The following is an 11,502-nucleotide window of genomic DNA, read 5'->3' as shown; positions in this document are numbered from 1 at the left end:
CGACCTCACCGAGAATCGCGTCATCACAACGGAATCACGCTTCGCGGCCTGTCTCAACTGACTTTTGCAACAAAATCTGCCAATACCGGAAGTCAGGCTGCCGCGATCAGGCCCAGCACTGACTGCGTATCCCGCACGTCACAAAAAGTGTGCGCCATCGCGGACGGCGTCTACTAACTGAGAAGTCCGGATGCTCAACCGGGAGGTCGGCTTTGCCCCCAACACGGGACATTGTCAGCCAGTTTTGTCAGGTCCGAAAAGTGCCAACCGGCGACATCGGCCTCATTCGATCACCTCGTCGGCTCGGACGAGCAGCGGCACCGGAATCGTGATCCCGATTGTTTCTGCGGTTCTGCGGTTAATCACCAGCAACAAGCGTGTGGGCTGCTCGACCGGCAGGTCGGCCGGTTTCGCGCCCTTGAAAATCTTGTCCACGTAAAATGCCGCGCGGCGGTAAAAATCGAACAGGCTTTCGCCATAGCTCATCAGCCCGCCGGCCGCCACGAACTCGCGCAGCGGGAACATCGATGGCAGCCGATGCTCAAGTGCAAGCTGCGCAATACGCTCTCGGTGAAGGAAGGTGACGGATCCAATCGCGACAACGACGGCCCCGACGCGCTCATTTGCCAGCGCAGGGAATGCGCTCTCTATTTGGTAAAGGTTATCGACTTCCATCGGGACGGTTGCGACACCCGCAGTTCGGGCCGCATCCTGAATATTCTTGACGATTGCCGGAGAATTTGGGCTGTGCCGATCCACGAGAAGCCCGAGGCGCGATAGGTTGGGTACCGCCATCCCAAGAAACTCGAGTTGTTTCGGAGCTGCATCATCTTGGGAACTCGCCAAGCCTGTGATGTTGCCGCCGGGATGTGCGAGGCTTGCAATGAAGCCATTGCCGACCGGATCGGTCGAGAAGCCCATGACGATGGGAATGGTGCGGGTCGCTTGCCGTACGGCAGGAATTGCCGTCGGTGTCGCAGGCACCAACACGTCGACATTCAGTTGTACCAGCTCGGCCGCGAAATCGGCAAAGCGTTCGAGCTTTCCTTCGGCGAAGCGCCACTCGATGATGAAGTCCTTACCCTCGACATAGCCGAGCTCCCGCATTCCCAGCAAGATCCCGGCGTGGTAGCTTGACTCGATTGAAACGGGACGCGAGCTGCTGGTAAGAAGGCCGATGCGTCGAGGTTTGGACAGCTGCTGCTGCGCGCGCGCCGCCAGCGGCCACGCGGCAGCCGCCCCAGCGAGATAAATGATGACATCGCGCCGTCTCATGCATCAACCCCAGGCATCGTATCGGCAAAACTATAGCACGCGGGAAGGAAGCGCGAGTGCCTTCCAGCGCATGTCGGCCAATGTCCGAGTCGGGTCATTCGCGTCGGTTTGGCCGCGTACCGACGACTTCCGCTCTACCCCTATAAACAGACGTCGTTACCGTGCGTCGACATGTCTCAAATGTGCCGATTGTTGCAAAAGTCGAAAATCGCACAACCTTCGCGAAAGTTGATATTTGGAGTTCTCTGCTGCTGCGTCGCTTTTCAGCGCCACTACGGAGGCCCGTGATCGATTTTGGATGAAAAGATATGGTCCCTGCGGCCGCGCGGCGGCCCCGACGCTGGTGTCCCGAGCGGGATGTTGTCAGCTTGAATCGATCGGGGATTCCTAAATCGTGGCTTCTGGGACGGACGCCGGCGTCCATCAGGTGTCAGCGCGTGCCGGCACGATCCCCACAAGCAACGATATCCCGGGGAGATTTTCGACCCGCTCCCTCTGGCGGAGAGAACACCGCCAGGTATCCGCCGCCCCCTGCGAGCTTATATGTGGCGACCGCGCGATAGCCGACGGCGGTCAGTTCGCAACGCAAGAGCTCAATTGGCGTGCCATGCTCCGACGTCGGAAGCTCAAGGTCGACAATTCCGACCCGCGCACCCCGCTTCAAGGCGGGCGTGAGATTGTAGAGGAAGGCATAGGGTTGGGCTATCTCGTGATACATGTGCACAAGGATTGCGGCATCCAGCGAGGAAGCGGGCAGGCGCGGGTCGTGTGGTTCGCCGAGCGCGAATTTGACGTTCGTCAACTTCAGGAGTTCTGTTCGCCTGGCGAGCTCGATGAGGTAATCCCGCCTGACGTCCTGGGCGACGACAGAGCCGGCGGGCCCGACGAGGTGCGAGAGCCTGACCGTGTGGTAGCCACTGCCTGCACCAATGTCGCCGACCGTCATGCCTGGCTTCAGTTCAAGAAGACGGGCGATTTGACCAGCCTCATTCAGGGCGTCGCGGCGCGCTTCGGCGGAGCGGCGTGGGCTGACAATCCGCGCAACAGGGCGCTGAGGTGAGGGAAACTCGTTTGCATCGACTCCGGGGGAAGCCAGATAACCAATGTCAGCGGCGTATGCGCGAGTTGCGGCAAACGCCACAAGTAGCGTCGCTGCACGGGCAAGCGCCATCACGGGCCTGCCAAGCTTTCTCAGCCGGTTTAGGCGCGGTCGTCCAGTTCTTGTGAGCTCAAGATGTAGGCCCACCGTGATGTCAACGAGGTTGAAACGTGCCAGGCAACTCCATCTGTTCGCCTTGCGCTTTAGCTGCCGCGTCAGAAACTCTTAGAAAATCATACCCCGCAGTATGCAGGAACCAGCCGATCGGGCCCTTTCCCTCCCGCATGACTGGGACTTTGCCGCGCAACTAAGCATCAAAGCCAAGGGTACGGCCGGCGCACTCGACGACAAAGGAACATCAGCATCGCGAGGGACATGTAAGTCCACGGCCACTCGGACGGACTGCCGTAGAGGCCGAGCCAGAGTTGCAGCACATAGCGATGGCCAGCACGCCCACCAATCGCACCTGAGAGCAATACAACCCAATGGAGCCGCACTGGGTCAAGGCCATTAATGTCCGTTGCGGGTCATTCGCGTCGGTTTGGCCGGACCACGGCGACTTCTGGTCTACCTCGGTGAACGGACATTCTCAGGATGGCAGGCATGTCTGAAAGGTCCAACAGGAGATATGGGATCGCATCAGATCAAATGAAAGAGGCCGCCAACTGAGGCGGCCTCACCACTGCGTTCTAAAAGCAGCCCGAGTAGGGTTTGCCGCAGGGGTTAACATACGAATTCCACCCGAACCTTGCTTGATTGATAAACGACGGCGGACTGGAAGGACTGCTTCCTGAATTATTACTGGTGTGCGTAGTCTCATGTACGAGGCCGCCCGCAACGCTATCAAATTCATCTAACAAAGAGCTGTTCGAGAACGGCCATCCTGTATTCTAGGCCCACTTTCGGTGCCGCATTGGGTTTAGAGCGTCTCGGTTCGCCACCGCCAACTACGAACATCCAAAGTCAGCTCGTCACGGCTCTCGGTGATCTGCTTATCCATTTTCCCGCTTCCATTGGTTCGGCGTCGTGCGCCGGTTGACATGGGCGGACTATGCCGGGCGGTGATCGGGCTCACAGTGACGTGGGTCACACTGAAAACATAGGTAGGACCGAGGGCACCGTCCGACGTTTGTTCTCAAAAATCGATTTAGGACACTCCGAAAATCAAAAGCGGAATCCTGTTTTTTCTGCAAAAATGGCATCTGCCAAGGATCGTCATTGGTGTGGGAAATCAAATGGCAGAACAGCAAATTCGCTTTGACGATGGTGCCGGCTACGAGCAGATGATGGGAATTTGGAGCCGGTTCGCTGGCGAGATATTCCTTGATTGGTTGGCGCTTCCCTTGGGTTTGCGGTGGATCGACATCGGTTGCGGCAACGGGGCCTTCACTGAACTATTGGTCGAGCGATGTAGACCCGTGGAGGTCCAAGGCATTGATCCTTCCGAAGGACAGCTCGCTTATGCACGCACACGACCTGCGTCTCGCCTAGCAACGTTCCACCAAGGCGATGCCATGGCCCTCCCTTTCGCCGACAGCAGCTTCGATGCGGCTGTGATGGCATTGGTTCTTGTGTTCCTTCCGGACCCCGCGAAGGGCGTCAGCGAAATGGTTCGAGTAGTTGTCCCCGGCGGTGCAGTCGTGACCTACATGTGGGACATGTTGGGCGGCGGATTTCCGCTCGATCCAATCTACTCTGAGATACAGGCGATGGGCATTGTGCCAACGCGCCCACCACGGATGGACGCGTCTCGAATGGAAGCGTTACGAGAATTGTGGCTCGGCGCAGGCCTAGAGGACGTGCAAACGCGAGTAATTACGGTGCATCGGACTTTTGCAAATTTCGACGATTTCTGGATGACAAGTCTCAAGTCTCCTGCGCTTCGGCCCACAGTCGCAGCTATGGAAGCCGGAGACGTTGAGACGCTCATCTCACGGGTGCGTGCGCGCCTGCCGGCGGATGCCGATGGTCGCATCACCTGTAGTGCGCGCGCGCACGCGGTGAGGGGAAGCCGGCCCAAGTAGCTAACATCCGCCTTGGGTCAAACTGAGACGTCCGGGTGGGCCACCGGGAAGTCGGCTTTGCCTTCAAGAACGGACGATGCCAGCAACAGACATGGGCCGCAGCAAAACTATTCGATCACCTCGTCGGCGCGAAGGAGGAGAGAAGCGGGAATTTGGATACCCAAAGACCGCGCTGTCGCCGCATTGATAACCAATTCGAATGCTGTAGGTTGCTGAATAGGCAGGTCACTCGGCTGCGCACCTTTTAAGATGAGTGCCGCGTAAGTACCGACTTTTTGAGAATTTTTGGCAAGGCTCGGTCCGTAGCTCATCAGGCCGCCAATTGCCGGAAACTCACGGAATTCGTAGGTCGCCGGAAGCGAATGACGGTTCGCCAATGTTACGAGTTGCACGCGCAGGCTTACAAATAACGCATCGTTGCTGACGAGTACGGCGCTGACTTGAGCGGCGACAAGCTGCATAAATGCGGATCAAGGTCATCAACGTTGCGCGCCTTAGCAACTACCAAGGACTGTCCGGTCGAGCGGGCAACGTCTTCGATCTCCAGCAGCAAGTCTTGATTTTCTGGGTTTACCAAGAAGCCTACGGTCGCGTTTTGCGGGAGCAACTCCCGGATTAGTTCAAGCCGTTTGAGGGTGAGCGTCGCCGTCATCATAGCTATGCCGGTGGCGTTGCCTCCGGGGTGAGCGAGGCTTTTTGCTAGCCCCATCTTAATCGGGTCTGACGCGATAGTGAATACGATGGGAATGGTTGAAGTAGCGCGCATCGCGGCGAGCGCGACCACATTGCCTCCCACCCTGATCAAGGCCGGGTTGAGGCGCACGAGCTCTTGTGCGAGTTCGGGAAGCCTATCGTAATTTCCTCGCGCCCACCGATGTTCTATCATGACGTTTCTTCCGACGACGTAACCCCTCTCCGCGAGACCTCGCTCGAAGGCTGCCTCAATATCCGGGACCGGTGAATGACCCGCGCTCAGCACACCAATGACAGGGATCGCTGGCTGTTGCGCTTGCGCCGCCAGTGGCCACGTCGCTGCTGCCGCGCCAGCCAACGTAATGAACTCGCGTCGCTTCATTCATCCTCCGAAAAAGCCGTCTTATCGACACTCAAAGCCTTAGCATTTGCGACGCGAGCAGCGGGTGAGAATGGCACATCGGCGCATGACCCTGCGACCGAATGTCCGGGTTGGGTCAACTAACCAGTTTGCTCAGTTATTCGATCACCTCGTCGGCGCGGGCCAGCACCGCGGAAGGGACGATGAGGTCTAGGGACTTGGCAATTCTAAGGTTCAAGGCGAATTCAAATGCAGTCGGTCGCTCGATTGGAATATCACCGGGCGCGACGCCCCGAAATATCTGAGCAATTTGGTCGGCCATGCGCTTGCGCAGTGCTGCGCGGTTGGGGCCATATCCGATCAGACACCCCGCGTGCGCCATTTCCGCCCATTCGCACACTGTTGGCAGTCGGGCTTCGAGTGCAAGACCTGCCAGCTTCCTGCCATCCCGAAAAAATTGCGCTGCCGCGGCGATTATTAGTGCCTGGGCGCCTTGCGCCCGCATCGCTTCGAATGCGGCCGCGTAGTCGCTCGGCGTGGCAACCGCAAAGACAAGCAACTCGACACCAAGTCCTGCCGCTGCCTCCCGCAGTGAAACGTCGAACCCTTCTCTTCCCGCCTGCGGAATGAGCGCCGCAACGCGCAGCCGGTCAGGAACCGCCTCTAGCAGGAGGGACAACCGCTTGGCGTCAAGCTCGCGGCCCAGGATCACGACACCCGTGACGTTGCCTCTTGGCTGCGCGTAACTCGCGGCGAAACCAAGCTCAACCAGTTCGGAACCGAGAACGACAATCGGCACGTTGCGTGTGGCCGCGCCAGCGAGCGCTGTTGCGGGACCAATGGCGACGATTGCGTCCGGTCGGGCGGCGAGCAACTCGCGCATGAGGTCTGGCAGCGCATCCGGCTCGCCAACACGCGCGTCGAATACGAGATTGCGGCCTTCGACGAAGCCAAGCCTTGCAAGTTCCGGCAAAATTATCTGGCGGGTAGCGGCTTCGAAATCCGATGAATGTGCCAGATGCCCGAGGCGGTAGACCCGCTTAGGCGTTTGGGCGCAAACGGCAAGTGGAAACGCTACCGCACCGGCCAGACCGGCAATGAACTTCCGCCGCCACATGTCCGTCTCCGTCTAGCCGACGATAGCGTTGCACAAGCACCGGAATGGGTCAAAGACAGCTTTTCAGTGATCGAGGTCCGCTTCGGAAGTTGCGGCTCCAGAGCTGAAAATTCGTGCAGTTTCAGAATACCGTGTCGATTGCACGGAATTGACTCGCTATTGGACCGTAAAAAGGCGCAGGGTGATCTATCACCGTTTCGCGCTTTCGCCTTCGTCGGTGACTGAGAGTGTTGAGCTCCCGCCTTGGTGAAAGGGAGATCCCATGCCCAAGAATTCCCCGCCTCCGATGTGCCCGAAGTGCAGCATGCCTATGCGATTTGTGCGCCTGAAGACGGGAGGACGCAAATTCAGCTGCGTCGATTGCGATGTAACAGGCCTCCTTAAATTGCCGGAGGTCACCCAGCTTCTCACGGGCGAATTAAGCCATCCGGGCTAAATTACCTCCGTTGGCTTTGATGCCGAAACTTAACTGAGAGGCTGGCATCATGCGTAGGTCTTTGAAGGTCATCATGAATGACGCATTCTCGCTCTCAATCTCGGTAGGTATCATTGCCTTTGGATTTTGCATTGCTGCTAGCGCGATCGGCGCTGGCTCGTCTTGGGCCTGGGTGCTCACGGGACTACTTCCCGTCATTGTAGGTACGATCAGCCTTTATCTGGCGATTCGCGAAGTCAATGTTGCGGCCGACTGATCTGGTGGCCGTGTCGAACAAGATCGGTTTACCGGCGACCTCCACGAGCGCGGAGAAGCCCCAATCCTTCTTCATTGCGGCATCCTGACGGCCGTACGGACATTCCTGTCACAAGGGGCACCATTCGAAAATGCCCTTCCTTGCCAGCAATCAACCCTGGCGGGCGTTTCCATCCCGATACCTAGGTCGACATACGAGAAGAACGGCTACAAGCCCGATTTCGACAAACTGCCCCTCGAAGACGCAGCGCTTTTTGCTCCTGCTCGTATTCGTTCAGGGGCCTATCCGATGGACGGAGCTTGCTTGCTTCATTTTCACGTTTGCTCATGACGTGACCCTTTTGATGGATGGATCCCCACTGAATACCACGCATCGTACTGGCTCAGACTAACATACTTGAAGGGGCCGATGTCAGTTCTGGCGGCGAACTAATGTCTCAATTGGGTCATTCGCGTCGGTTTGACCGGACCACGGCGACTTCCGGTCTACCCCGGCGAACGGACATTCACAGGATAGGCGGGCATGTCTCAAAGGTGCCAACAGGCGACGTGGATCGCATCGACACGGGGATCACCGCCCGGCATAGTCCGCAACCTACTTGCTCAAACAGTCCCCCAGGTTGTAAATTCAGGCATGACCGTTGACGGCTGGAGTAAATGACGACTCAGAGGGCGCCCTACAAGACACGCCGGTGGACGGCTGAAGAGGACGACACATTGCGGTCTCTCGTCCACGCCGGAAGGGACGCGCGCTTGATCGGCAAAGAGCTGAAGCGATCATTCATGGGCGTCCAAGCTAGGGTAAAGAAATTGAAACTCACTTTGGTCTCTGAGCAACGCAGGAATTACAGTGAGGGAAATTTGTGGCGATGGGCCGTCAAAACGAGCTCTTCAGAGCGCTTTAAGGCAGCGAAGGAATCTGTCTCGGTGAGTGTGAAGAAGTGACGGACGTCGAACTGTACCGCCATAATGCTGACGACTGCCGCCTACGATCCCTGCAAGCTCGCACGCCAGCTGACAAGGCGAATTGGCTCAAGATTGCCGAAGAGTGGCAAAAGCTGGCCGAGGAGGTGGATGCAGCCACCGCAAAACGGAACGGATCGAATGAATGAACCGGGTTCGTCGATTCTACGAAAAAGTTCCGTATGGCAAATCGTCTACTCGCGTGGCATACGCAACGAGCAAGGCGGCTTTGTCTAAATCGCTGCCCGCTGCTGAGTGGGTTGAAGATAAAACCTTCAACGCAGGCGATGCTATTCTCGCCGATCCCGGGCTAAAGGACGTTTACAAGGAAGCAATACTAAAAGGTTGCGCAGAGAGAATATGACGTGGCGCGTTAGCGAGCCATCGCTGTGCGGCTGATGTCGACTCGTTCGCGACGAACTGTAATATGGAACCAAAACTGTCTCGCAAATCGTCTCGCCGCTGCAGACGGTCCATGATGTCGAGCTATGGCAGGGCCGCCCGAAAGATTGCCACGTTCCCGCACGAGCATTAGACCCTAACAGTGCCGACGAGGTGAGTCGTGCGCCTTCATTTTCAAGCCGTCCGCGTTTTGGCTTACTCTCTAAACCTTCGGGCCTGTTCTGCCAGTCGTTCTTCAAAGGAAACTTCGTGCTTGATGCAGCGTCGTTCTATGACGCAAGAGCCCGCGTAGCGGAGGGTCACGCGCCCCGTTTCTCAGGGGTATCTGCTTCCCCATCCCTTTGTAGTTGGGGCTTTTCACGCAGGACCGCATCCAACAACGAATTGTGAACCTCTATTTTTCCGTTGTAACTGATCAAGCCCAGCTTACGGAATTTGTTCATGAAGAAACTTACGCGAGAACGCGTCGTGCCGATCATTTCGGCCAAGGTTTCCTGACTGATATTTGGGCTGATAGGTGTTGGGCTGCCCTCCTTTCCGAATCTCGCGAGCAGAAGCAGCAGCCGCGCAAGTCGTTTCTCACTCGAATTAAATAGTTGGTCGATCAAATCGTCTTCAACCCGGCTGTTTCGGGTCAATAGATAAGCTACAAATAGCTCCGAAAATTTCGGTTCGTCATGCAGGACCGCAATCATTGCCGACTTTGATATCGAGGTGATCAGGCTTTCTTCCGTCGCGGTGCTCGTCGCGATCCGTAGCGAATGGCCATTCATACACCCTTCGCCGAAGAATTGGCCAGGTTCTAAAATACCGACAACCGCTTCTTTGCCTTGGTCAGATAGCACGACAATTTTGACGCCGCCCTTTTGAAGGAAAAAGATCGTATCAGCGACTTCTCCTTGAGAGAAGATAATCTGATCCTTGCGATAAACCGATATCGTTTTTCCCGCCCCAACTTTGGCGAGAAACTCCAGAGGGTCAAATGAGTTGCTGGTGCGCTCTATTGCCATATCGTGGCCTGTGGAGGGTGCGCGGCGCAGCGATTATACGCCACCTCCATTTCAAATAGAACGGCAAAATGGAGCCAAATGGGACCGGTCACAAGATAGAGGGAGCCCGCTCGGGGGCGGGCGTATCGCGACGTCCGTTGAGGGTCATCAACGGACCAGAAGGTCCCGAAATCCGACTTCTGTTCTACCCCCACGAGCGGACATGCCCGTGAACGGCAGCTTTGCGCCACAAGCAGCCGTTCCATAACCGCTCATTACGCGAATCCGCGTCACTTCTCCGGACCCTCCATATCGTCCTCGGGAAACAGTGGCAGCCCCGCCAGCAATCTTTCACGCATTAGATCCAATTTCCTATTCAGCTCCTCCCCGGCGTCCGAATCCTGTTGATACTTCGCTTCCAAGTCCGCTTGGCGTCCGCGCTCGCTAAGTGGTCCCCCCATTTCGAAAATTAGTTTAATCGATCTGAAGTCGCCACTCGCTGCCTTGTTTACAAGTTGTTTCATTACCGCCTCGGACTTTGGAATGGTTCGTCGAGATCCATTTTCGTTGATTGTCACTCGCTCATCTAGAGCTTTCGCAAAGCGGTCGAGCAACGATCGCGTGCCCTTGGGACGTCCCTTCGGGTTTCCAGATTTGCCCTTCGAAAATTGGCTACGCCGAGGTGGGCGGCCGTATCCGATCTCGTAGTCTTTTCCTTCTTTCTTAGTCATGGCGGTCCTTTCAATCCCAAGTCCCCTACGGGATGGCTTATTGAACTAGAGGTTCGTAATGTCGTTAGTTGAATTGGTTAGGTCTTGATCCTCAATCGCCTCGAGCTCCAGTTGTTGAAACGCCTTGTTGTCCAAGACGCGGTGGGCCGACAATCCAGTCAGATTTTGCCACCGCCGTATTGCAGTATCGACGTAAAGTGGATCGAGTTCGATGCCACGGCAGACACGACCGGTACGCTCCGCTGCTAAGAGGGCAGTCCCGCTCCCCAGGAATGAATCCAGTACGATATCGCCGCGGTTGGAACAGTCGAGGATTGCATCCATCACTAGATGAACTGGCTTGGCAGTTGGATGCAGCGCCAAAAGATCATCGCCTCGGCGCGCTTGGGTGTTGGCGCTATCGTAGTTCCAGACGTTAGAACGGTGCCGGCCATGTTTACCGAGCGCAACATTGTTGACGTGAGGCGCGGTACCAGCCTTGAAAACGAAAATGAATTCGTGCTGTGAGCGGTAAAGCGATCCGAGACCAGCGGTGTTTTTAGCCCAAACGCAAATATTCTTTAGGTCTGAGTAGATTCGTTTTCCGGCTGCAAGTAATTCTGCCGCGCCATACCAACCCATACAAATATAGTGAATGGCGCCGTCCACGCTATGCCGCTCCAGCAGAGTGCACGCACGCTGCAGGAAATCAGTAAATTCCGAGCTGCTGAGTTCACCAGAAGCCTGAGCAAACTCGCGATGCCGAGTTTTACCTTTACCTGAAACAGGTCCATCGATCTTGATGTTGTACGGGGGATCCACGAATATAACATTAGCTCGTTCACCGCGCATAACACGTTCAAACGAAACTTCAGATGTGGCGTCGCCGCAGAAAACCAGATGTTTACCGATGCTCCAGAGGTCCCCAACACGGCAGACGGCGACCCCTGTGATCGCATCTTGTAGTCCATCCGCCTCGGACATAGCGATTGAATTGAAGTCCTGAATAACCAAGTCGATCTCGGGAAGGCAGAAACCCGTAATTGAAAGATCAAAGTCGAGATCGATATCCTTCAGCGCCAGGAAATTTTTGGCTAACAAGCGCTCATCCCAGTGAGCGTTCAACGCGAGCTTGTTGTCAGCAATGCGCAATGCCTTTAGCTGGGCCGCAGAAAGAT

At 56.5% G+C, this 11,502-nt stretch carries 12 protein-coding genes; 4 read left to right on the top strand and 8 right to left on the bottom strand.

The window, feature by feature from the left end; all coding sequences use genetic code 11:
* Window positions 1-282 precede the first annotated feature (282 nt).
* Both JQ575_RS42600 and JQ575_RS42595 read right to left on the bottom strand, forming a co-directional pair.
* Window positions 283-1,275 carry an ABC transporter substrate-binding protein gene (locus JQ575_RS42600; protein ID WP_212039121.1) on the bottom strand — a complete coding sequence of 331 codons (993 nt, stop codon included), beginning with the start codon at window positions 1,273-1,275 and terminating at the stop codon, window positions 283-285.
* 430 nt (window positions 1,276-1,705) lie between these two features.
* Window positions 1,706-2,446: a methyltransferase domain-containing protein gene (locus JQ575_RS42595; RefSeq protein WP_212039120.1), complete on the bottom strand. Its 741-nt coding sequence runs from the start codon at window positions 2,444-2,446 to the stop codon at window positions 1,706-1,708.
* A gap of 1,163 nt (window positions 2,447-3,609) precedes the next feature.
* Between JQ575_RS42595 and JQ575_RS42590 the strand changes: the two genes are divergently transcribed.
* Complete coding sequence (locus JQ575_RS42590; RefSeq protein WP_212039119.1) at window positions 3,610-4,398, top strand: class I SAM-dependent methyltransferase; 789 nt, start codon at window positions 3,610-3,612, stop codon at window positions 4,396-4,398.
* Window positions 4,399-4,505: 107 nt separating this feature from the next.
* Here JQ575_RS42590 and JQ575_RS45980 read toward each other — a convergent pair whose 3' ends face one another.
* The 3 genes from JQ575_RS45980 to JQ575_RS42575 form a co-directional block, all read right to left on the bottom strand.
* The gene (locus tag JQ575_RS45980) at window positions 4,506-4,859 is read right to left on the bottom strand and encodes an ABC transporter substrate binding protein (RefSeq protein WP_212039118.1); all 354 of its coding nucleotides are present in this window, start codon (window positions 4,857-4,859) and stop codon (window positions 4,506-4,508) included.
* Window positions 4,799-5,473, bottom strand: coding sequence for an ABC transporter substrate-binding protein (locus tag JQ575_RS45975; protein WP_212039117.1), 675 nt, complete (start codon window positions 5,471-5,473; stop codon window positions 4,799-4,801). The genes JQ575_RS45980 and JQ575_RS45975 overlap by 61 nt, the downstream gene beginning before the upstream one ends.
* A gap of 136 nt (window positions 5,474-5,609) precedes the next feature.
* Window positions 5,610-6,569 (bottom strand): ABC transporter substrate-binding protein, encoded by a 960-nt coding sequence (locus JQ575_RS42575; RefSeq protein WP_212039116.1) that lies wholly within the window; start codon window positions 6,567-6,569, stop codon window positions 5,610-5,612.
* 509 nt (window positions 6,570-7,078) lie between these two features.
* On the opposite strand from JQ575_RS42575, the gene JQ575_RS42570 reads away from it, so the two are divergent.
* The 3 genes from JQ575_RS42570 to JQ575_RS42560 all read left to right on the top strand — a co-directional run bounded on the left by JQ575_RS42570 (window position 7,079) and on the right by JQ575_RS42560 (window position 8,587).
* Complete coding sequence (locus tag JQ575_RS42570) at window positions 7,079-7,261, top strand: hypothetical protein (protein WP_212039115.1); 183 nt, start codon at window positions 7,079-7,081, stop codon at window positions 7,259-7,261.
* Between the two features lie 940 nt (window positions 7,262-8,201).
* Window positions 8,202-8,372: a hypothetical protein gene (locus JQ575_RS42565; RefSeq protein WP_212039114.1), complete on the top strand. Its 171-nt coding sequence runs from the start codon at window positions 8,202-8,204 to the stop codon at window positions 8,370-8,372.
* Window positions 8,369-8,587, top strand: coding sequence for a hypothetical protein (locus JQ575_RS42560; protein WP_212039113.1), 219 nt, complete (start codon window positions 8,369-8,371; stop codon window positions 8,585-8,587). The genes JQ575_RS42565 and JQ575_RS42560 overlap by 4 nt, the downstream gene beginning before the upstream one ends.
* A gap of 337 nt (window positions 8,588-8,924) precedes the next feature.
* On the opposite strand, the gene JQ575_RS42555 is transcribed toward JQ575_RS42560, so the two are convergent.
* The 3 genes from JQ575_RS42555 to JQ575_RS42545 all read right to left on the bottom strand — a co-directional run.
* The gene (locus JQ575_RS42555) at window positions 8,925-9,635 is read right to left on the bottom strand and encodes a Crp/Fnr family transcriptional regulator (protein ID WP_212039112.1); all 711 of its coding nucleotides are present in this window, start codon (window positions 9,633-9,635) and stop codon (window positions 8,925-8,927) included.
* Between the two features lie 269 nt (window positions 9,636-9,904).
* Entirely contained in the window at window positions 9,905-10,345 is a 441-nt protein-coding gene (locus JQ575_RS42550; protein ID WP_212039111.1) for a DUF5681 domain-containing protein, read from the bottom strand.
* A 45-nt stretch (window positions 10,346-10,390) separates the two neighbouring features.
* A partial coding sequence (locus JQ575_RS42545) for a site-specific DNA-methyltransferase (RefSeq protein ID WP_212039110.1) occupies window positions 10,391-11,502 on the bottom strand: 1,112 nt, incomplete at its 5' end.

The sequence above is a fragment of the Bradyrhizobium sp. JYMT SZCCT0428 genome, assembly GCF_018131075.1.
In the GTDB taxonomy this organism is placed as follows: domain Bacteria; phylum Pseudomonadota; class Alphaproteobacteria; order Rhizobiales; family Xanthobacteraceae; genus Bradyrhizobium.
The sequence above is the reverse complement of the archived record's forward strand: the minus strand, read 5'-3'. Positions and strand labels throughout refer to the sequence as shown.

Coding starts and splice junctions, on each gene's coding strand:
- JQ575_RS42600 (WP_212039121.1), bottom strand. CDS start 1,275: ATGAGACGGCGCGATGTCATCATTTATCTCGCTGGGGCGGCTGCCGCG.
- JQ575_RS42595 (WP_212039120.1), bottom strand. CDS start 2,446: ATGGCGCTTGCCCGTGCAGCGACGCTACTTGTGGCGTTTGCCGCAACT.
- JQ575_RS42590 (WP_212039119.1), top strand. CDS start 3,610: ATGGCAGAACAGCAAATTCGCTTTGACGATGGTGCCGGCTACGAGCAG.
- JQ575_RS45980 (WP_212039118.1), bottom strand. CDS start 4,859: ATGCAGCTTGTCGCCGCTCAAGTCAGCGCCGTACTCGTCAGCAACGAT.
- JQ575_RS45975 (WP_212039117.1), bottom strand. CDS start 5,473: ATGAAGCGACGCGAGTTCATTACGTTGGCTGGCGCGGCAGCAGCGACG.
- JQ575_RS42575 (WP_212039116.1), bottom strand. CDS start 6,569: ATGTGGCGGCGGAAGTTCATTGCCGGTCTGGCCGGTGCGGTAGCGTTT.
- JQ575_RS42570 (WP_212039115.1), top strand. CDS start 7,079: ATGAATGACGCATTCTCGCTCTCAATCTCGGTAGGTATCATTGCCTTT.
- JQ575_RS42560 (WP_212039113.1), top strand. CDS start 8,369: ATGAACCGGGTTCGTCGATTCTACGAAAAAGTTCCGTATGGCAAATCG.
- JQ575_RS42555 (WP_212039112.1), bottom strand. CDS start 9,635: ATGGCAATAGAGCGCACCAGCAACTCATTTGACCCTCTGGAGTTTCTC.
- JQ575_RS42550 (WP_212039111.1), bottom strand. CDS start 10,345: ATGACTAAGAAAGAAGGAAAAGACTACGAGATCGGATACGGCCGCCCA.